The organism is Amycolatopsis umgeniensis (assembly GCF_014205155.1).
Lineage (GTDB): Bacteria > Actinomycetota > Actinomycetes > Mycobacteriales > Pseudonocardiaceae > Amycolatopsis > Amycolatopsis umgeniensis.
Genome location: NZ_JACHMX010000001.1, coordinates 805,153 through 826,267, shown reverse-complemented (window position 1 = coordinate 826,267; position 21,115 = coordinate 805,153). Strand labels below are relative to the sequence as shown.

General features: G+C 68.2%; 17 protein-coding genes. 14 read left to right on the top strand and 3 right to left on the bottom strand.

All coding sequences use genetic code 11. The annotated features are described in order from the left end of the window. Nucleotides 1–6: 6 nt before the first annotated feature. The 4 genes from HDA45_RS43000 to HDA45_RS03585 are packed head-to-tail and all read left to right on the top strand — an operon-like array spanning nt 7 to nt 6,270. The gene (locus tag HDA45_RS43000) at nt 7–4,035 is read left to right on the top strand and encodes a beta-ketoacyl synthase N-terminal-like domain-containing protein (protein WP_184891873.1); all 4,029 of its coding nucleotides are present in this window, start codon (nt 7–9) and stop codon (nt 4,033–4,035) included. A gap of 15 nt (nt 4,036–4,050) precedes the next feature. Next, nucleotides 4,051–4,350 carry a phosphopantetheine-binding protein gene (locus HDA45_RS03595; protein ID WP_184891872.1) on the top strand — a complete coding sequence of 100 codons (300 nt, stop codon included), beginning with the start codon at nt 4,051–4,053 and terminating at the stop codon, nt 4,348–4,350. Nucleotides 4,351–4,354: 4 nt separating this feature from the next. Beyond that, nucleotides 4,355–5,140: an alpha/beta fold hydrolase gene (locus HDA45_RS03590; protein ID WP_184891871.1), complete on the top strand. Its 786-nt coding sequence runs from the start codon at nt 4,355–4,357 to the stop codon at nt 5,138–5,140. After that, the gene (locus tag HDA45_RS03585; RefSeq protein ID WP_184891870.1) at nt 5,137–6,270 is read left to right on the top strand and encodes a glycosyltransferase; all 1,134 of its coding nucleotides are present in this window, start codon (nt 5,137–5,139) and stop codon (nt 6,268–6,270) included. The genes HDA45_RS03590 and HDA45_RS03585 overlap by 4 nt, the downstream gene beginning before the upstream one ends. A gap of 359 nt (nt 6,271–6,629) precedes the next feature. Here HDA45_RS03585 and HDA45_RS03580 read toward each other — a convergent pair whose 3' ends face one another. The 3 genes from HDA45_RS03580 to HDA45_RS03570 all read right to left on the bottom strand — a co-directional run bounded on the left by HDA45_RS03580 (nt 6,630) and on the right by HDA45_RS03570 (nt 10,252). Further along, on the bottom strand, nt 6,630–7,742 hold the full coding sequence (locus HDA45_RS03580; protein ID WP_184891869.1) for a trypsin-like serine peptidase: 1,113 nt from the start codon (nt 7,740–7,742) through the stop codon (nt 6,630–6,632). A 717-nt stretch (nt 7,743–8,459) separates the two neighbouring features. Then, nucleotides 8,460–9,311, bottom strand: coding sequence for an ABC transporter permease (locus HDA45_RS03575; RefSeq protein ID WP_184891868.1), 852 nt, complete (start codon nt 9,309–9,311; stop codon nt 8,460–8,462). After that, nucleotides 9,308–10,252, bottom strand: coding sequence for an ATP-binding cassette domain-containing protein (locus HDA45_RS03570; RefSeq protein ID WP_184891867.1), 945 nt, complete (start codon nt 10,250–10,252; stop codon nt 9,308–9,310). The genes HDA45_RS03575 and HDA45_RS03570 overlap by 4 nt, the downstream gene beginning before the upstream one ends. 327 nt (nt 10,253–10,579) lie before the next feature. On the opposite strand from HDA45_RS03570, the gene HDA45_RS03565 reads away from it, so the two are divergent. The 10 genes from HDA45_RS03565 (at nt 10,580) to HDA45_RS03520 (ending at nt 21,111) form a co-directional block, all read left to right on the top strand. After that, nucleotides 10,580–12,169: a DUF6801 domain-containing protein gene (locus HDA45_RS03565; protein ID WP_184891866.1), complete on the top strand. Its 1,590-nt coding sequence runs from the start codon at nt 10,580–10,582 to the stop codon at nt 12,167–12,169. 200 nt (nt 12,170–12,369) lie between these two features. Then, on the top strand, nt 12,370–13,140 hold the full coding sequence (locus tag HDA45_RS03560; protein ID WP_184891865.1) for a hypothetical protein: 771 nt from the start codon (nt 12,370–12,372) through the stop codon (nt 13,138–13,140). A 2-nt stretch (nt 13,141–13,142) separates the two neighbouring features. Then, the gene (locus HDA45_RS03555) at nt 13,143–13,946 is read left to right on the top strand and encodes an MlaE family ABC transporter permease (RefSeq protein ID WP_184891864.1); all 804 of its coding nucleotides are present in this window, start codon (nt 13,143–13,145) and stop codon (nt 13,944–13,946) included. A gap of 4 nt (nt 13,947–13,950) precedes the next feature. After that, nucleotides 13,951–14,790: an ABC transporter permease gene (locus HDA45_RS03550; protein ID WP_184891863.1), complete on the top strand. Its 840-nt coding sequence runs from the start codon at nt 13,951–13,953 to the stop codon at nt 14,788–14,790. Next, the gene (locus tag HDA45_RS03545) at nt 14,787–16,010 is read left to right on the top strand and encodes an MCE family protein (RefSeq protein WP_184891862.1); all 1,224 of its coding nucleotides are present in this window, start codon (nt 14,787–14,789) and stop codon (nt 16,008–16,010) included. The genes HDA45_RS03550 and HDA45_RS03545 overlap by 4 nt, the downstream gene beginning before the upstream one ends. After that, a complete protein-coding gene (locus HDA45_RS03540; RefSeq protein WP_184891861.1) occupies nt 16,007–17,020 on the top strand; it encodes an MCE family protein in 1,014 nt (337 codons plus the stop codon). Before HDA45_RS03545 ends, HDA45_RS03540 begins: the two co-directional genes overlap by 4 nt. Beyond that, on the top strand, nt 17,017–18,027 hold the full coding sequence (locus HDA45_RS03535; RefSeq protein ID WP_343071971.1) for an MCE family protein: 1,011 nt from the start codon (nt 17,017–17,019) through the stop codon (nt 18,025–18,027). The genes HDA45_RS03540 and HDA45_RS03535 overlap by 4 nt, the downstream gene beginning before the upstream one ends. Then, on the top strand, nt 18,027–19,031 hold the full coding sequence (locus tag HDA45_RS03530; RefSeq protein ID WP_184891860.1) for an MCE family protein: 1,005 nt from the start codon (nt 18,027–18,029) through the stop codon (nt 19,029–19,031). Before HDA45_RS03535 ends, HDA45_RS03530 begins: the two co-directional genes overlap by 1 nt. Continuing rightward, a complete protein-coding gene (locus tag HDA45_RS03525) occupies nt 19,028–20,011 on the top strand; it encodes an MCE family protein (protein WP_184891859.1) in 984 nt (327 codons plus the stop codon). Before HDA45_RS03530 ends, HDA45_RS03525 begins: the two co-directional genes overlap by 4 nt. Next, entirely contained in the window at nt 20,011–21,111 is a 1,101-nt protein-coding gene (locus HDA45_RS03520; protein WP_184891858.1) for an MCE family protein, read from the top strand. The genes HDA45_RS03525 and HDA45_RS03520 overlap by 1 nt, the downstream gene beginning before the upstream one ends. The last annotated feature ends 4 nt before the right edge of the window (nt 21,112–21,115 follow it).

Below are 21,115 nucleotides of genomic sequence, written 5' to 3'. Positions count from 1 at the left end.
CAGAACGTGGTGAATCAAGAGGCAGTCGCGATCGTCGGCATGGGAGTCTTCCTGCCCGGCGCGTCCACCGTGGACGAATACTGGCAGAACATCGTTTCCGGTACCGACGCGATCACCGAGATCCCCCCGCACCGCTGGGATCCGAGTTTCCACGACGGAGACGGCCGGACCCCCGACCGCACCTATGGACGGCGCGGCGGCTTCGTCGCCGACAGCCTGGACTTCGACGCGACGGCCCTCGGCATCGCACCCAGCTCCGTCGCCGGGATGGAGCCGGACCAGCTGGTCGCGCTGTCCGTCGCCGCTTCCGCGGTCGACGACGCCGGCGGTCTGCGAAGGCTGGGCGACCTCGAACGCGTCGGCGTGATCCTCGGCAGGGGCGGCTATCTGTCGCCCGGGTTGCAGCGGTTCGACCAGCGTGTCCGGTCGGTCCGCCAGATCACCGGCACCGTCCGGGAACTCCTCCCGTCCGCGCGTCCGGAGATGCTCGACAAGCTCCGGGACGCGTTGCTCGAACCGCTCGGTGAGTTCCGGCCCGACACCGCCATCGGGCTGGTGCCGAACCTCGCCGCGTCGCGTGTGGCCAACCGCCTGGACCTCGGCGGTCCCGCGTACACGGTGGACGCGGCGTGCGCGTCCTCGCTGCTGGCCGTGGACCAGGCGATCGGCGAACTCGCCCGTCGCCGCTGCGACGTGGTGCTGGCCGGCGGGGTGCACCACTGCCACGACGACACGCTCTGGTCGATGTTCACCCAGCTCGGCGCCCTGTCCCCGAGCCAGCGGATCAGCCCGTTCTCGCGGGACGCGGACGGTCTGCTGATCGGCGAGGGCACCGCGATCGTCGTGCTGAAACGGTTCTACGACGCGCGTCGCGACGGTGACAGGGTCTACGCGGTGCTGCGCGGGTCTGGGACGTCGAGCGACGGCAAGGGCGCGAGCCTGCTCAGTCCTGCCGTGGCGGGCCAGACCCTGGCGCTGCGTCGAGCGTGGGCTTCGGCCGGTCTCGATCCCACCGCGCCCGGCTCGATCGGCCTGCTGGAGGCGCACGGGACCGCGACGCCGACAGGGGACGCGGCCGAACTGGCCACCCTCGCCGAGGTGTTCGGCCCGCCGGAAGGCCGCCGGGCCGCGATCGGCGCGGTCAAGGCGATGATCGGGCACACCATGCCGACCGCCGGGGCCGCCGGACTGGTCAAGGCGGCGCTCGCGCTGCACCACGCCGTCCTGCCGCCGACCCTGAACTGCGCGGATCCGAGCCCGCTGCTGGACAAGACCCGATTCCGGGTCCTGACCGGGGCCGAGCGCTGGCCGTCGGGTGACGCGCCACGCCGGGCGGCGGTCAACGCCTTCGGTTTCGGCGGTGTCAACGCGCACGTGGTGCTGGAAGAAGCCGATCCGGCGCCCACCCGCCCGCACCGGGCCAAGGTGACCGGCGAGCCCGAGCGGGTCCTGCGGCTCGCGGCGTCCACACCTGAGGAACTGCGCGTGCTGCTCGACCGCCCGGACCCCGAGCTCGGCGGACAGGGCGCGTGCCGGATCGGGATCGTCGGGCCGACCGAGAAGCGGCTCGAGGTCGCGCGGCGGGTGCTCGCGAAGGTCACGGCCGAAGGCAAGTCCTGGCACGGTCCCAACGACATCTGGTGCAGTACGGCGCCTTTGCTGGAGCAGCACGGCGCGAAGACCGCGTTCGTCTACCCCGGGCTGGAGGCGGACGCGGAACCACGCTGCGCCGACGTCGCCCGGCACTTCGGCCTGGAGCGGCCCGAATGGTCGACGAAGAGTGTGCTGGCGCGCGCGTCGAGTGTGTCCCAGGTCGGGTTGCTGCTCGACACCGCGCTGCGCCGGCTCGCCATCGCGCCGGATCTGCTCGCCGGGCACAGCGTCGGCGAGTGGACGGCGATGCAGGCGGCCGGAATGTATCCGGGACAGTCCACAGAGGACATGCTGAGCCGGTATTGGCCACAGGGATTCACCCTGCCGGACGCCGAATTCCTGGTACTCGGCTGTTCCGCGGACCGGGCGTCCGCGCTCCTCGCCGCCGAACCGGAACTGATGGTCTCCCACGAGAACGCGCCGCGGCAGACGATCGTCTGCGGTGATCCGGCGGCCGCGGCCCGGCTCGCGCGCCTGTGCACCCAGTACGGCATCGTCGCCAGGACGCTGCCGTTCCGGTCCGGGTTCCACACCCCGCTGATGCGCTCCAGGCTCGGCCCGTTCACCCGGCTCGCCGCGGAACTGGATCTGAAGCCGCCGCGGATCCCCGTCTGGTCGGCGACCACGGCGCGGCCGTATCCCGCGGATCCGGTGGAGGTCCGCGAACTGTACCTCGCCCACCTGGTGCGCAAGGTCCGGTTCCGGGAGCTCGTCGACGCCCTCTACGCCGACGGCGCCCGCGTTTTCGTGCAAGCGGGCGCCGGTCAGGTCGGTTCGTTCGTGGCGGACACGCTGGGGACCAGGCCGCATCTGGTGATCCCGGCGTCGTCCGGCACCAGGCCCGGCCTCGCGCAGTTGCGGCGGGTGGCCACCGCGGTCTGGGTGGAGGGCGGACGGCCCGCGTTCGACGTGCTCGAACCGCGCCGGACCAGGATCGACACGGCGGGCACGCTGCTCTCGGTCGACGGTGACGTCAAGGGCATGTTCGAAGGCGCAGGCGCGGTTCCCGAGCTGGTCGACGGCGTACCGGACGCGATCGTCGCGGAGTTCACCGCACTGCTGGCCGAAACCAGGCAGGCCGCCGCGAGTGTCGTCAACGCGGCGGTACGGCGGACCGTCGAGTCCACTGTGGACGTCTCGCTCGCCGCGATGCCGTACCTGGTGGATCACCGGTTCTTCCGGCAGCGCGACGACTGGCCGGACGAGGCGGACTCCCGTCCCACCGTTCCCGCGACGACGCTGGTCGACCTGGCCTGCCGGGCGGCGGAACGGGCCTGGCCGGGGACCGTCGCGACCGGCGTGAGCAACGCGGCGTTCTCCCGGTGGCTGATCGCCGCCCCCGCGCGGCGTGTCCCGCTTTCGATGACCCGCGAGGGCGACCGCATCAGTGTCCAAATCGGACCGCACGCCAGTATGGACGTCCATCTGGCGCAGCGGTATCCGACGGCGCCCCGGCCGTCCCCGCGACCGGGGCCGGAAACCGCGCCCCCGCTGAGCGCCGCCGAGATCTACTCGCGCCGCGAGATGTTCCACGGCCCCGCGTACCAAGGGCTCGCCAGGCTCACCGGTCTCGGCGAGCGGCACATCCGCGGCGAGCTCGTCGTACCGTCTGCGCCCGGTGCGCTGCTGGACAACGTCGGCCAGCTGCTGGGCTGCTGGCTGATGGCCACCAAGGCGGACGCGCTGCTGGCTTTTCCGACGTCGATGGGCCGGATCACCTGGTACGGCCCGGAACCGGCGCCGGGCAGCACGGTCGGCTGCGTGGTCCGGGTCCGGCTTCCCCGGCCCGACGTGCTGGAGATGGACGCCGAACTGGTGCGCGACGGCGTCGTGCTGGCACGGATCGAGCAGTGGCGGGACATCCGGTTCCCGTGCGACAGGTCCGCTCACCGGGTCTACGCCTTCCCAGACCGGCACCGGATCTCCGAAGACCATCACGGTGGCTGGACGCTGGTCACCGACCGGTGGCCGAGCCCGGCGGCGCGCGACATCTACGCCGGCGTCTACCTCGGTTCGGAGGAACGCGCCGAGTTCGCCGCGTGCGCGCCGCGGCGGCAGCGCGGATGGCTGCTGGAACGGATCGCGATCAAGGACGCTGTCCGCGCGAAACTCGGCTTGGACGGCGTTTACCCGGCGGAGCTCCGGGTGAGCGCCGACGGGACCACGGTGACCGGGCTCCACGGCCGGGAGGTGCCGCCGCTGGAGGTGGCCGTCGCGACGGCGGGAGAGGTCGCTGTCGCCCTCGTCCGCGAACGGACCGCGACGCCGCCCCGGATCGCGGTCCGGGCGGAAGGCGATTTGACGGGATTGGCCGAGGAAATCGGTATCGGGGCGGAGTTCGCGGGAATCCCGGGACACGTGGTGGCCTGGAATCGCGGGTAGGAACAGGAGCAGAGCATGACGATCGAACAGCAGAGCCCGACGTCGGTCTTCGGCACCGTGGCCGAGTTGCTGAGAGAACTGGTGGGGGACACCGACGTCCTCGGCATCGAGATCACCCCGCAGACCACCTTCCACGAGGATCTCCAGCTCGAGAGCATCGACCTGGTGACCTTCGCGAGCATCCTCGCCGAGTTCTTCGGCGCGGATGTCAACCTCGCGGAGTTCCTCGCGGAGAAGGATCTCGACGACGTGATCGGGCTCCGGGTCGGCGACATCGCGGATTACGTGGCCGCCCGCCTCGGCGAACGGGGCTGAACCGGTGCCGACGATGACCGTCAACGGGCTGCGCACGAACGTGCAGCTCGTGCCCGGCGGGGGCACGGAGACCGTGGTGTTCCTGCACGGGATGGGCACCGACAGCCTGGCGAGCTTCTACCTCACGCTGGCCCCGCCGGTCGCCGCCGCCGGCGTGGACGTGATCAGCTACGACCTGCGCGGGCACGGCAAGACCGAACGCCCGGAGCGCGGGTACACGATCGGCGACTTCATCGCCGACCTCGACGACCTGCTGGCCCAGCTCGACCTCGACCGGCCGGTGCACCTGGTGGGCAACAGTTTCGGCGGCACCCTCGCCTACAGCTACGCCGTGGCGAAACCGGAACGGGTGCGCAGCATCGTGTGCATCGAGTCGGAGCCCGCCACCGAACTGTGGGCTGGCAAGATGGCGCAGATCCTCGAGCACACCGTGCGATTCCTGAAGGTCGAGGAAAGTTTCGACTGGATCGAGGCCAACTACAGCGCACACCACCGGCGGCTGGCGAGAATGGCGGCGGAGCGGATCACGTCCACGAGGATGGCCGAGGAGGTCCCGCTCGGCCCGTTGCTGACGCTGGACCAGGTGGCGGGGATCGATTGCCCCGTACTGTCCATTTTGGGCAGTCACGGCTACCAGGCCGACGACCTCAACGCCCTGACGTCCTTGTTGCCCCGGGGCGAGCTGCACGTGTTCGAGGGCCAGGGGCACTCGGTGCTCGTCGAGCAGCACCGGGAGGTGCGGGAGCTGCTGCTGAACTGGATCTCCCGGCACGGGAGGCCACGCGGATGAGCCGTTTCCTGCTGGTCGTCCCGCCGCTCACCGGACATGTGGCGCCCCTGCGCGCGGTGGCCGCCGAACTCGTGGGCCGTGGGCACGACGTCGCCTGGTGCGGTCCGGAACCCACGACGTCGGAGCTGACCAGGGCGGGCCGGGTGTACGCGGCGGGCGACGCGCTGGAGTTCGCCGTGGAGCGCCGCCCCGAGGGCCTGCGCGGGTTCGCGGCCTTGAAGTTCCTCTGGGAGCAGTACCTGGTCCCGCTCGCGGACGCGATGGTCCCCGGCGTCGAAAAGGCGGTGGCCGACTTCCGGCCCGACGTCGTGATCGCCGATCAGCAGGCCTTCGCGGGCGCCCTGGTGGCGAGCCGCCGGGCCCTGCCTTGGGTGACGTCGGCGTCGACGTCGACCGAACTCGGCGACCCGCTGGCCGCCATGCCGAAGATCGCCGCCTGGGTGGACAAGCTCCAGCAAGATCTCCAGACGCGGCATACGGTGGCCTGCGGCGACCTGCGGTTCTCGCCGGAGCTCGTCCTCGCTTTCACCACCGTCTCGCTGACCGGACCGCTCGCCGACGCGGGCGCGGTCCGGTTCGTCGGCCCGGCGCTCGCCCCCGCGCCGCCGGTGGGATTCTCGTGGGACCGGCTCGACGGCCGCCCGCTCGTCCTCGCCACCCTCGGCACCGCCAACGCCGCACTCGGCCGCCGGTTCCTGTCCGAATGCGTCGACGCGCTCGCCGGGATGCCCGAGGTCCAAGGCCTGGTGGTCGACCCGACCGGCGAGCTGATCAGCGACGAAGTGCTGATGGCCAAACGGATTCCGCAGGCGGAAGTGGTACGGAAAGCGGCGGCGGTGATCTGCCACGGCGGGCACAACACCGTCAGCGAGACCCTCGCGTCCGGGCTGCCGCTGGTGATAGCGCCGATCCGGGACGATCAGTCGATGCTGGCCCAGCAGGTGGAGTCGGCGGGCGCGGGGCTGCGGCTGCGCTTCGACCGCGTGAAGGCGCCGGACATCCGAGGCACGATCACCGAAGTGCTGACCGAGCCCGCCTATGCCGCCGCGGCCGCGCGGGTGCGGGCTTCGTTCGCGGCGGCCGGGGGAGTCGTGGCGGCCGCGGATCACCTGGAGTCCGTGCCGCGTTAGGTCTCCGCGGACAAGACAGCGAGCAGTCCGTGAAGGCCTCCATACCTACTTTGAGGGTAGGTATGGAGGCCTTCACGGAAAGTCGCGCACGATCCACCTGCCTCACCTCGGAGGACGTCCGCGCCGCGGCGTAACGACCGAAGAGCGGCTGCAGGTGGTCGTGGGAACCGCAACCCGCCTGTAGCCTGTCCATCGGAGGTAAGGCACTCACCGGTAAGAGGGTTCGTATGACGACGAAGAGAACACTGGTCTTGCTCGCCGCTCTGGTCGTACTTGCCGTCGCCGTCGGCTTGCTTTGGTACTACGTTTGGCGAGAGCCGCCACCCAGAAGGGTTTTCGTATGACTCTGCCAGGGCAACTCAGCTGGGGCGAACCAAGACCTGGGCGCGGGAGTAATCATAACCGGCCCTGCTGAGCAGTCTTGACGAGTACAGTCCAGCCTTTTGGTCATTGCAGTCGACGCCGCAAATCGTCCACGAGGAGACGCCGGCCACAATCCCGCTCCGGCTGCTCGACGAGTAATTCACCAGCCAGGGTCCGCCGCTGGCTCCCGGTCCCATCCGGCATTCGTCCGCATAGTGAAATCTGTCGATATTCTGCACCGGCACCGTTGTGCCGGGCGCTGTGCAACGCCACTGGTACTTGCCATTGAAACGAGGGCTTGGCTGAAACGGATACCCCGCTACGTCGATTTGCCCGCCAAGTGATTCATAGCCGAAGCCGATACCATTTGCGCCTGTGTGATCCTGAATCCCGCTGCCATCGGAGAGTGTCGGTATCAGTGCGAACGCCCAGTCGCATTCCGTCGTTTGGGGATTGTAGCATTGCGACATGTAAATGCCCCATGCTGACCAGGCGCCGTAGGGGTATCGCCCATTGTCTTCCTGGGGGACATAAACGACGCCCGTGATGCCGGTGTCCTCGAGGCAATGACTTGCGGTCAGCACCGTTCCGCGGTTGTTCGCCGTGACAAGGGCCCCACTGCAGTTGTAGGCCATGGTGTCGCCTTTGAACAGGTACAGCTTTCCGACCGTTGGCGACGGGTAGACGGCGTCCCAGGCCGCCTGGGTGGTGCCTCCGCCGCCAATGATCGGTGCGGGCGGGGCGATGGAAGGCTTCGAAGGCGGAATGGTCAGATTGAGCGGAGGTTCCGGTGGTGAACCCTCCCCCTTGGGTTCGGCCAGGCGTGCGAATCCTGGTTCCGGGATGATCTCAACGGATTCCAAGTAGGCCTTTTTCTCGTCGGCCGACCACTCGTTGAACTTGGTGAAATCCTTAGTTTTCCCGTTGACTTGCACGTTTCTGGGAACTGATGACTGGAAGGTCCTCAGATTGGGTTCGGACCCTTTGTCGACGCCTTCGGGCGATATGCCGGAGGTGTCCAAGTTATTGGTCAGGCGAATACTCGCCGCAGAGGCGGGCATCGCTGTAATGCTCAATAATGCAACTGTCATGCTCAGTGCGAGCAGCAATGTGCGGCGACTGTAACGTCTTCGCAATTTGTTCCTCCCCGTTGACCGGTCGGCCCGATAGCGGAGATCTGATGAATCAGGAAAACTTGACATCCCCCTATGCGCCGACCCATGGCGTTTCGATCATGAGGTTAATGGCGCGCGCAGGTGTCAGCCTAGATCCGATCGAGTGAACAAAGGCGACTTCGAGACGCCGCTGTTGTGTTGCCGGGCGTCAATGTCATTTTCGGATTTCAATGCGGAATCTTCCACTGATTCAGCACCCTCAGTGGGCTGTGATGCAGATTTGGGTTCGCGCCTGTCTGCGTGGATCGGCACGGCCTTGCCTGATCGTGATCGAACACGGAACTCGCGTGCTCGGCGCCGTGCATCCGAGTGCGGCGTCCAATCACGTGAGTTCCGGCTCTGATCACGCGTGATCGCAGTTGTGGTCGCTCACCGCGGCGGAACTTCCCGTGGCGACCGGAAAGTCCTCGCCGCGATCCACCCGAGGCGCCGCTGTTGTGTTGCCGGGCGACGATGTCAATTTCGGATTTCAATGCGGAATCTCCCACTGATTCAGCACCCTCAGTGGGCTGTGATGCAGATTTGGGTTCGCGCCTGTCTGCGTGGATCGGCACGGCCTTGCCTGATCGTGATCGAACACGGAACTCGCGTGATCGGAGCCGGAACTCGCGTGATCGGAGCCCGATCACGCGTGATCGCAGTTGTGGCTGCTCACCGCGGCGGAGCTTCCCGTGGCGACCGGAAAGTCCTCGCCGCGATCCACCCGCCCGCCAGCGCCGCCACGGCCGCGATCGCGAGTGAGATCGGGATCGACCAGCCCGACGGCCGTCCCAGCGCGAGCGCCCTCGTCGCGTCGATCGCGTAGGTCAGCGGGTTGATCGCCGAGGCCACCCGTAGCCAGGCGGGCATGGTTTCGAGCGGCATGTAGGCGCTGGAGGAGAACATCAGCGGGAACATGACCACGAAAGACGCCATCTGCAGGGTTTCGGCCTTGCGCAGCCAGGTCGTGATGGCGACGAAGATCCAGCTCAGGCACCAGCCGACGACGAGCGTGAGCAGAAGCGCCGCGGTGACACCGAAAACCCCGCCGGTCGGCCGGAAACCGAGCAGCACCAAGCTGGCGAGCGCCGTCACCACCAGTTGCACGGCCAGCCGGGCGGAGTCGGAGATGGTGCGGGCCACCAGGACGGCCGAAAGGCTGATGGGCATGCATCGCAGGCGTCCGGTGAATCCACTGTAGATCTCCGCGAGCAGGCCGGCGCCCGAACTCATCGCGGTGGTCATCGCGATGTTCACCAGCGTCGCCGGGACGAGGAAGTTCACGTAGCCCTGGTAGGCCGCGACACCGGGCAGCGTGCTGACCCCGTTGAAGACCTGACTGAACAGCAGGAGCAGCACGATCGGTTGCAGCAGACCGAAGAACACCAGCCGCCGGTCGCCGAAAGCGGTCTTCAGCGACCGGACGGCGAGCACCCGCACCTGGGTGCCGAAGGTGCTCGGCGGCCAGGTCGCCGGATCGGTCAGCACCAGCGGGGACGGCGCGCGGTGGCGTGCCTCGGTCATGACGGGACCGCCGGATTCCGGTGCAGGGAAAGGTAGACGTCGTCGAGCGTCGGCTCGGTGACGGTGAGGTCCTTCATCGGCGCGCCCGCGGCGTCGAGCGCGCGGACCAGCACGGTGATGTCGGAGGGGCCGGACAGCGCGACGCCGAGCACCAGCCCGGAGGCGGACGTCGTGCAGCCCATGCCGAGCCGGTGCAGCGCGGCCAGCGCCCGGTGGGCGGCGAGTCCGGTGCCGAAGGTCAGCGTCGCGGTCCGTTCCCCGAGACGGGCCTTCAGTTCCGACGGCCGCCCGGCGACCGTGACATGCCCCAGCCCCAGCACGATGACGTGATCCGCCAGTCTGTCCGCCTCCTCGAGATACTGCGTGGTGAGCACGACGGTGGTGCCTCGCGCGGCGAGCCGTTCGACGCCGTCCCACAGGCCCGCGCGGCTGAGCGGGTCGAGGCCGGTCGTCGGCTCGTCGAGGAAGAGGACGTCGGGGGAGCCGACGAGCCCGGCGGCGAGATCGAGCCGCCGCCGCATCCCGCCGGAGTAGGTGCTCGCGGGCCGGTCCGCGGCGTCGTCGAGACCGAACATGGCGAGCAGTTCGGCCGCGCGGGCCCTGGCCTGGCGCCGGTTCGCGCCCAGCAGCCGTGCGACGAGTTCGAGGTTGCCGCGCCCGGAGAGCGCGTCGTCGACCGCCGCGAACTGGCCGGTCACCCCGATCCGCCGCCGGACGTGATGGCCGGCGCGGACGACGTCGAAACCGCACACCTTGGCGCTGCCGCCGCTCGGTTTGACGCGGGTGCTGAGGATGTCGATCAGCGTCGTCTTCCCGGCACCGTTGTGGCCGAGCACCGCGAGTACGGTGCCGCGGCCGACACGAAGGCTGACGCCGGCGAGGGCCGTCACTTCACCGTAGTGCTTGGCGAGGCCGGTCACTTCGATGGCAGCCTGCTCCATTCGCCGAACGTAGCGGGGGTTTCGGTACGGCCGCAATGAACGGGAACGGACTCCGGACGCGCGTGACAATTCCGCCCGCCGCCCGGCGCACGGGTGTCACAAGAACGCGCGCGTGACAGTTTCGCGGGTCTCGCCGCTGACGGAGATGACAAAAGTGATTTCGCCCGGAGTGGTGGTGCCAGTTAATGAGTCACTCGATCCCACCTGGATGACAAACGGATTCGGTGTCCTTGCCGGTGTGAGAAGGCGCAGGTAATTTACCGCTTCCGTGTCCGCGCCGTTTCGGCCGTGTCACGCAATTTCTCCGATTCCCCGGGAGTGACCGTTGTGAAGTTCCCACTGAAGTCGAAAAGATCCGTGCAAGCCTTGGCCGCCGGTACGGTGGCCGCCGTCGCGGCCACCCTGGGCATCGTCGGCGCGGGCTTGAGCGAGGCGGCGCCCGCGTCGCTGACGCTGAAGTACACCTGTCCGTTCCCGCTGATCGGCGACCAGACGCTGGTCGTGAAGATCGACACCGTCCTGCCGGACGACGCCGTGGCCGGGAAGACGTCCACCCCGATCACGTTCGACGTCGACGTCACCGTTCCGGCGGACGCGACGGCGGGGCTCTCGCTCGTCGGCGCCACCACCGTCGAGGGCAGCGCGAAGGCCGCCGCGGTGCTGAAGTATCCGGTCGACAAGACGCTGAACCTCGGTCTGCCGCTGGTCATCCCGGTCACGCAGGTGCCGGAGTCGGGCGAGTTCCACGTCAAGACGAGCGGCAAGGCGCCCGCGGTCACGTTCCCCAGCCCCGGCACCGCTTCGGTGACCGTCGGGAACTTCAGTACGACCATGACGCCGAAGAACGCGCAGGGGCAGCCGACCGACCTCGGCACGTTCACCTCGGACTGCGTCGTCCAGCCGGGACAGAACCAGCAGCTGGGGACGTTCGAGATCAAACCGGCCGGCGGTGGCACGACGACGCCGACCACTCCGACGACGCCCACCACACAGCCGACTCCGACGACGGAGCCGACGCCCACGACGGAGCCGACTCCGACGACCGAGCCGACTCCCACCACGGAGCCGACCCCGACCACGGAACCGACTCCCACCACGGAGCCCACGCCGACCACGGAGCCGACACCCACGCCGACCACGGAGCCGACTCCGACGCCGACCACGGAACCGACCCCGACCACCGAGCCGACGCCGACTCCCACCACGGAACCGACGCCGACGCCGACGACCCAGCCGACTCCCACCACGGAGCCGACTCCGACCACCGAGCCCACGCCGACTCCGACCACGGAACCGACGCCCACGACCGAGCCCACGCCGACCACGCAGCCGACTCCCACCACGGAGCCGACCCCGACGACCCAGCCGACGAGCCCGACCACCGCGCCGACCACGACGCAGCCGCCGGGTGACACCAAGATCGTCTACGGCGTCAAGGGGAAGACCACCATCGCCGGGCTGAACGCCAAGCTGCCGCTGGGGCCCGGTGAGTTCACCGCGAAGCTGAACGCCCAGTCGGGCACCTTCACCGGTCAGCTGTCGCTGCCGCCGTCGAACGTGCAGTTCCGGTTCCTCGGCTTCTTCCCTGCCTCGGCGACGGTGAAGATCAACCAGGTCGGCGATGTGACGGGCACCGTCAACGCCGGCGCGGTCAAGGCCGACACGAAGGCCGACGTCAAGCTGCTCACGGTGCGGCTGTTCGGCTTCCCGATCTTGGCGAGCTCGACGTGCAAGACGGCCAAGCCCGCCGACATCCCGCTGGTTTCGTCGCACGGCTTCAACCCGTTGAAGGGCGGCAAGCTGACGTCCGAGTACAAGCTGCCGCAGTTCAGCGGCTGCGGCCTGCTGACGCCGTTGATCAGCGCGATGGCCTCGGGTGACGGCAACAGCCTCGAGATCAACCTCACCAAGAAGTAGGTCGAATCTCGTGAGTGGTAATGACGGTTCGAAACCGTCATTACCACTCACGGGCACCACGCCAAAACAGTTACGCCCATTACAACCTTTCCCGTTCCCGGACCCGCCATTCCCGAATTACTTGTCTCCCTGATCTTCCGCCAGTAGCGTGCTGCACGAGTTGGCCGTTCGGCCGGAGAAGTCGAAGTGAGGAAGCCCGAATGTCAGTGATGACCGGGCGCGTTCCGCGCGCCTTCCTGCTCCCGGTGGTGCTGGGGTTGGGGGCGCTTTCCTTGGCTTCCGCCTCCGCCGAGCCCGCGCCGGCACAGCGGGCCGAACCCGAGCCGGTGGCCGCCGCCGCGGCCGGGCTGCCGTTCGGTTTCTACGTCGGCGACGAGCAGCAGCCGACGACGAGCCGGGTCGCGAAACTCGGTTCCGACATCACGTTCCCGCAGGGTCGGTTCGACGGCTCGCTCCTCGGGCTGTCGGGCAAGGTGCCGATCACCGGCAAGCTCGCCATCCCGTCGACGTCGAGCTACTTCGTGTCCTTCCGGTTCATGCCCGCCACGGGCACGGTCGAACTGATCCCGGACGGCGACGCCACCGGCACCGTCGAGGTGAAGACCGGCAAGACGACCAACTGCAAAGAGGTCGGCACCGCGCTGTGCGGCGATTCCGACGTCACGTCGAAGGTGTTCATCAAACTCTCGAACGTCAAGGTGGACGGCAAGGTCCTCGACGTCGGCCCGAACTGCCGGACCGCGCAGTCGGTCGCGGTGAACATCAAAGCGTTGATGCCGCTCGGATTCCCCGCTCCGTCGGTCAAGGCCACGAGCACGTTCGCGACACCGGGGTTCACCGGCTGCGGGGTGCGCGAGGACCTCAGCCCCTTGCTCACCGGCCTGGTCTCCGGCCCCGGCAACACCCTGGTCACCAACCTCAAGCTGCGGTGCGTCGGCTCGGGCCCGCCCCCCAACGGATGCGGAGCCTGACGATGACCAATCCCGTCGCCCTGCTCGCCCGCGCGCCGGAAAAGGCCGCCGCGGGATTGCGCGAATTCGGCCGCATGTGCGCCATGGGGCTCGACGTCATCCTCGCGATGTTCCGCCGCCCGGTTCAGGTCCGCGAGTTCATCCAGCAGTTCTGGTTCATCGCCAGTGTGTCGATCACGCCGGCGATCCTCGTGTCGATCCCGTTCGGCGCGGTCATCTCGCTGCAGCTCGGCTCGCTCACGAGCCAGATCGGCGCACAGCAGTTCAACGGCGCCGCGAGCGTGCTCGCCGTCGTGCAACAGGCCAGCCCGATCGTGACGACGCTGATCATCGCCGGCGCCGGCGGTTCGGCGATCTGCGCGGACCTCGGCGCCCGCTCCATCCGCGAGGAGATCGACGCGATGGAAGTGCTCGGCGTCTCGCCGATCCACCGGCTCATCGTGCCTCGGGTGCAGGCGGCCATCGGGGTTTCGGTGCTGCTGAACGGTTTGGTCAGTGTCGTCGGCGTGCTCGGCGGTTACTTCTTCAACGTCATCGTGCAGGGCGGGACACCGGGCGCGTACCTCGCGAGTTTCAACGCGCTGGCGCAGCTGCCCGACCTCGTCATCAGCTCGATCAAGGCGTTCATCTTCGGTTTCCTCGCCGGTGTCGTCGCGGCCTACCGGGGGCTGAACCCCAAGGGCGGCCCTAAAGGCGTCGGCGACGTCGTCAACCAGTCGGTGGTGATCACGTTTCTGCTCCTGTTCTTCGTCAACACCATCCTGACCGCGCTGTACCTGCAACTCGTCCCGGCGAAGGGAACCTGATCCCGTGACCAGCGTCCCCGAGCGGGCCCGCGAGGCGTTCAAACGCCCCGGCAACAGTCTTTTCGAGCTGGGCGACCAGTTGCTGTTCTACGTCCGCGCGCTCGCGGCGATCCCGATGGCCGTCACCCGCTACTTCCGCGAGGTGGTGCGCCTGCTCGCCGAGGTGACCTTCGGCAGCGGCGCCCTCGCGGTGATCGGCGGCACCGTCGGCGTGATGGTCGGCCTGTGCGTGTTCACCGGGATCACGGTGGGGCTGCAGGGTTTCAGCGCGTTGAACCAGATCAACATCTCCGCGATGACCGGCTTCCTCACCGCGTACTTCAACACTCGTGAGATCGCGCCGCTCTCGGCAGGGCTCGCGCTGTCCGCGACCGTCGGCGCCGGATTCACCGCGCAACTGGGCGCCATGCGGATCTCGGAAGAGATCGACGCGCTCGAGGTGATGGCCGTGCGCAGCATGCCGTACCTCGTCACCACCCGGATCGTGGCCGGGTTCATCGCGATCATCCCGCTCTACGTGATCGGCCTGCTGATCTCGTACCTCGGTTCGAGGGTGACGACGGTCGTCTTCTTCGGACAGTCCGGCGGCACCTACGACCACTACTTCTCCTTGTTCTTACCGCCCGAAGACGTCTTGTGGTCGTTCGCCAAGGTGCTCGTGTTCAGCGTCGGCGTCATCCTCACCCACTGCTTCTACGGTTATCGCGCCGCGGGCGGCCCGGCGGGCGTCGGGGTCGCCGTCGGCCGCGCGGTGCGGACGTCGATCGTGCTGATCAGCGTGCTCGACCTGTTCCTCAGCCTGGCCATCTGGGGCGCCACCACGACGGTGAAGGTCTCCGGATGAGCGCGCGGGCGCGGACACAGGCCGCCGGGGTGATCTTCCTCGTCATCCTGGTGCTGCTGGGCTGGGTCGCGGTGGCCATCTTCAACAAGGACTTCGACCGCGCGGAACTGGTCACGCTCAAAACCGACAGGGTCGGCAACCAGCTGGCCCCGCCCGCCGAGGTCAAGGTCCGCGGCGTGCCGTTCGGCGAGGTCAGGGCGGTCCGGGGCAGCGCGGACGGCGCGGAGATCGACCTGGCCATCGACCCGGCGAAGATCGATCAGCTGCCGAGGAACGTCTCGGCCCGGCTGCTGCCCAAGACGGTGTTCGGCGAGCGATACGTCAATCTCGTCCTTCCGGAACGGCCCGCCGGTGGTTCGCTGCAGGACGGCGACGTCATCGGCCAGGACTGGTCGGCCAACGCGATCGAACTGGAACGCGTCCTCGGCGACCTGCTGCCCTTGTTGCGGGCGGTGCAGCCGCAGAAGCTGAACAGTTCGCTCGGTGCGATCTCGCTCGCGCTCGACAATCGCGGGAAAGCCTTGGGGGACAGCATCGTCCAGCTCAACGACCTGCTCGGTCAGGTGAACCCGTTGATGCCGCAGTTCAAGGCGGACATCAGCAGCCTCGCCGACGTCGCCGATCTCTACACCGGTGCCGCGCCGGACATCCTCAAGGCCCTGTCGGATCTCTCCACGACCGCGAAGACCATTGTGGACACTCGTGCCGATCTCGACAAGCTGTACACCAGTGTCACCACCGCGAGCGGTGACCTGAACAAGTTCCTGGTGCAGAACAAGGACAACATCATCGGCGTCAGCGTGAAGAGCAGGCCGACACTGGAACTGCTGTCGCGCTATTCGCCCGAGTTCCCGTGCCTGTTCGACGCGGTGAACCGGCTCAAGCCGGTGATGGAGAAGGCCTTGGGCAAGGGCACCGGTGAGCCGGGGCTGCACGTGACGTTGTCCGTCCACGATCCGCGCGACAAGTACGTGCCGGGGCGGGACGATCCGCGGTTCGACCAAAAGGGCGGCCCGCGGTGCTACGGCGGGGGCACGACTTCGGCGGCGGTGGTGAGCGCCGCCGATGGGGACCTCGGCCCGGCAAATTCGAAGGGGGAGCGAGGGCTGGTCGCCGAGATCCTGGCGCCGTCGCTCGGGATGAAACCGGCCGAGGTCCCGGACTGGAGCAGCGTGCTCGTGGGCCCGGCGTTGCGCGGAACGGAGGTGTCCGTCCGATGAGGAGTGTCGTGGGCCCGGCGATCAAGGGCCTGATCTTCTTCGTGATCACCGTGGTGGCGACCGGGATCCTGGCCATCACCATCGCGAACTCCGGGGTCGGCACGACGGTCGGCTACACCGCCAGATTCACCGACGCGACGTCGGTCAACCCCGGGGACGAGGTCCGGATGTCCGGGGTCCGGATCGGTCAGGTGGATTCGATCGGGGTGGTCGAGCGGCGGCTGGCGGACGTGCGGTTCTCGATCGAGAACAAACGCCGTCTCACCGAGGGCGCCTCGGTCACCATCAGGTACCGCAACCTCGTCGGCCAGCGGTACCTGTCGATCGACCCCGGCCCGGACGGACCGGCCGCGCTGACCGAAGGCGCGCTGATCCCGCCGGAGCGGACGACTCCGGCGCTGGATCTCACCGCGTTGTTCAACGGGTTCAAACCGCTGTTCCAGGCGTTGTCGCCGAACGACGTCAACCAGCTGTCGTTCGAGATCGTGCAAGTGCTGCAAGGGGAGGGGAGCACCATCGACAGCCTCTTGGAGCACACCGCGTCGCTCACGAGCACCCTGGCGGGCAAGGACAAGGTGATCGGCGAGGTGGTCGGGAATCTCAACACGGTGCTCGACACGCTGAACTCCCAAGGTGATCAGTTCGACAAACTCGTCGACGTCACCGCGCAACTGGTCTCCGGGCTCGCCGGCGACGCGAAGCCCATCGGGCAGGCGATCGGCGGGCTCGGCGAGCTCACCACCGCCACCGCGGACCTGCTCCAGGACGGCCGCGCGCCGTTGAAGGACAGCATCAACACCCTCGGTGACCTGTCGAAGAATCTCGCCGACAACACCCCGGTGTTCGAGCAGTTCCTGTCCAACCTCCCGAAGAAGCTGGACCGCATGGGCGCGATGGTCTCGTACGGCTCGTGGTTCAACTTCTACCTGTGCTCGGTCAAATCGGACGCGCCACCCGCCCCGGGCGGCCCGCCGGTCGGCATCCCGCTGACCCAGGGACGGTGCCGGTGAAAGCGCCCAGGATCAAACCCTTCCGCAGCCGCAACCCGATCGTGGTAGGCGCCATCACGGCCGCGCTGATGACGGTCGCCGGCTCGGCGGTGTTCTTCTCCGACGATCTCCCGCTGGTCGGCGGCGGCACCACGTACGCGGCGGAGTTCACCGAGGCCGCCGGGCTCAAACGCAATGACGAGGTCCGGGTCGCCGGGGTGAAGGTCGGCGAGGTCTCCGACGTCCTGCTGGACGGTGGCCGCGTCAAGGTGCTGTTCCGGGTCAAGGACACCTGGGTCGGCAACCGCACCACCGCCGCGATCAAGATCAAGACGTTGCTGGGGCAGAAGAACCTGGTCATCGACCCGGTCGGCAACGCGGAGCTGGATCCGGACGAGCCGATCCCGGTGGAGCGCACGAGTTCTCCTTACGACGTCACCACGGTGTTCAACGACCTCGCGAACACGGTGGGCGCGATCGACACCGATCAGCTCGCGAAGGCGTTCGGGACGTTGTCGGAGACGCTCGGCGCCTCCACGCCCCAGGACGTCCGGACAGCCTTCGACGGCATCACCGCGCTGTCCAAGACGCTCGCGTCCCGGGACGAGGAACTGGTGAAGCTGTTCCAGAACACGAACAAGGTGTCCCAGACACTCGGCGACCGGTCGCAGCAGATCGAAGCGCTGATCCGCGACGGCAACACGCTGCTCACGGAACTGAACGCGCGCAAGGACGCCATCGCGAAGCTGTTCAGCGGCGTGAAGAACCTCTCGGTGCAGCTCAAGGGGCTCGTCGCGGACAACCAGAAGACGCTCGGTCCCGCACTCGACCAGCTCGACCGCGTCGCCACCGTGTTGCAGCGCAACCAGGACAAGCTCAGCGAGAGCCTGCGGCTGGCCGGGCCGTTCTACCGGCTGCTCGGCAACGCTGTCGGCAACGGCCGCTGGATCGACACCTACATCTGCGGGCTCGTCCCGACCGGCAGTACACCCGGCAGCTGCATGCCGTCGAGGAACGGGGGACGCTGATGGGGCGCCACTTCACGTTGTCCGATCTCGGGGCGCACGCCCGGCGACGGGCCTGGTTGCGGCGGCTCGCGGTCGCCGTCGTCGCGGGGCTGCTCGTGACGGCGGCCTGGCCGCTGCTGACGCGGCAGGCCGATCGCATCCTGACCGGGTACTTCACCGCGACTGTCGGGGTGTACCCGAACACCGAGGTGCGCGTGCTCGGGGTCCCGATCGGTTCGGTGACCAAGGTCGAACCGCGGGCCACGAACGTCGAGGTGACGATGTCGGTCCGGCCCGACGTCAAACTGCCCGCCGACGTCGGCGCCGTCGTGATCACGCCGAGCCTGGTCGCCGACCGGTACGTGCAGCTGACCCCGGTGTACCTCGGCGGGCCGGAACTGGGCGGCGACGCCCGGATCCCACCCGAGCGCACCGTGACCCCCGTCGAGGTCGACGAACTCCTCGGCAGTCTCAACCAGCTGATGACCGCGCTGGGACCGAAGGGCGCCAACCGGGACGGAGCCGTCAGCGACGTTCTGACCAAGGCCGCGACCTACCTCGACGGCAACGGCGGCAAACTCGGCGAGGCGATCAAGAACCTCGGCGAGTTCGCCAGGACGGCGAGCGATTCCAAGGACGACCTGTTCAACTCCGTCGACAACATCAGCAAGTTCACCGCGATGCTCGCCTCGAACGACGACAAGGTGAAACAGGCGATCCAGCAGATCTCCTCGATCAGCAAGATCCTGGCCGATCAGCGGGACCAGTTCTCCGGTGCGATGACCGAACTCACCGAGGCGCTCAGCGTGGTTCAGGGCTTCATCAAGGACAACCGGGGCAAAGTGAAGTCCGATGTGGACAAACTCGCCGAGATCACCAAGGTGCTCACGCAGCAGAAGGCGTCGCTGAGCGAGGCGCTCGACGCCGCGCCGAACGCGCTGGCGAACGTGCTCGGCGCGTACAACCAGGGCGCGGGAACGCTGGACGGCCGAGGGAACCTCACCGAATTCTCGGGGGCGAAATGAAGTCCCGGTTCAAATGCGCGGCCCTGCTGGCCCTCACGCTGGCCGCCACCGGCTGCAGCGGCGGTGTCGACGTCTACGACATCCCGTTGCCGGGCGGCGCCGCGCTGGGCGAGCGCCCGATCCACGTCACGGCGAGTTTCACCAACGTGCTGGATCTCGTGCCGCAGTCCGGGGTGAAGGTCAACGACGTCCCGGTCGGGCAGGTGCGGACGGTCGAACTGGCGCCGGACGGCCGCAGCGCGGTGGTCGGACTGCTGATCAACGGGGACGTGAACCTGCCCGCCAACGCCGTCGCGCGGCTGCGGCAGGCGAGCATCCTCGGTGAGAAGTTCGTCGAGCTCGCGCCGCCCGCCGAAGGGACACCGAACGGGCGGTTGGTCGACGGCGCGGTGATCCCGCTCGCCAGTTCGTCGCTGACCCCGGAGATCGAGGAGGTCTTCGGCGCGCTTTCCCTGCTGCTCAATGGTGGAGGCGTCGCGCAGGTGCAGAACATCACCCGCGAACTGAACGACGCGCTCGGCGGCAAGGAAAGCGCGGCCCGCAGCCTGCTGGCGAATCTCGACACCTTCGTGCGCGGGCTCGACGAGCACAAGGCGGAGATCACGCGCGCGATCGAGAGTGTCAACAAACTCGCGGCGACGCTGAACGGGAACACCGAAGAGATCAAGGCGACGCTGAACGGGCTCACCCCCGGGATCGAGGTGCTGAACCAGCAGCGTCAGGCGCTCGTCGGGATGCTGAAGTCGCTGGACGGGCTCACTTCGGTCGCGGTCGACACGGTGAACCGCAGCAAGGACGACCTCGTCGCCGACCTCAAAGCGCTCGAGCCGTTGCTGCGGCGGCTGGCCGACTCCGGGGACAAGCTGCCGAAGGCGATGGAGATGATCTTCACCTTCCCGTTCCCCGACGCCGCGCTCGAGGCCATCCGCGGCGACTACCTGAACACGTTCCTGACCTTCAAGAACAGTGGTGGCCGCTGATGCTGACCAAGTTCGTCCGTGTCCAGCTGGTGGTCTTCGTGGCCGTCGCCGTCCTCGGCGTCGCGTACGTCGGCGCGACGTACGCGGGGCTGGACAAGCTGGTGCTCGACCGCGGCTACACCGTCAAGGTGCGGCTCGCCACCGGCGGGGGCATCTTCAGCAACGCCGAGGTCACCTATCGCGGCGTGCCGATCGGCCGGGTCGGCGAACTGCGGCTGACCGCCTCCGGCATGGAGGTGGATCTCGACATCGATCCGGGCGGCCCGGAGGTCCCCGCGGATACGGAAGCGGTCGTGGCCAACCGATCCGCCGTCGGTGAGCAGTACGTCGACCTGCGGCCGCGTCGCGGCGACGGCGCCATGTTGCGAGACGGTTCGGTGATCGCCGAAGCGGATACGAAGATCCCGCTGCCGGTGGACGTCGTCCTGTCCAGTGTGGACTCCTTCGCCAACTCGGTGCCGAAGCCCGCCCTGCGGACCGTCGTCGACGAGCTGTACAACGCGACTTCCGACGCCGGCCCGGCGCTGGACCAGCTCGTCGGGCGGGGGATCGAGTTCGTGAAGGAGGCGAGCGCGCACGTCGGCCCGCTGACCAGGTTCGTGACCGATGCGCAGACAGTGCTCGACACGCAGGTCTCCCAGGCCGACGCGATCCGTTCCTTCGGTACCAACGCGAAACTGCTCGCCGCGACGTTGAAGAGCTCCGACGGGGATCTGCGGCGGCTCATTCCGGCCGTCCCGGCGGCGGCGAACGAGGTCAGCACGCTCCTGCGGGAGACCGGCCCGAGCCTCGGCATCCTGCTGGCGAACCTGCTGACCACCGCGGACGTGCTGGAGACGCGGCAGGACGGCCTCGAGCAATTGCTGGTCACCGCGCCCAAGGCGGTCGCGGCGGGCCACGCGATCATGGGGCCGGACGGCGCGCACGTCGGCCTGTCGCTGACGTTCTTCGATCCGCCGCCGTGCGTCACCGGCTACGGAACGGCCTACCGCGACGGGCTCGACACTTCGGCGCGTCCGTTGAACACCGCGGCGCGCTGTGCGCTGCCGAAGGGCAACCCGACGAACGTGCGCGGCTCGCAGAACGTACCGGGAAGGTGAAGAC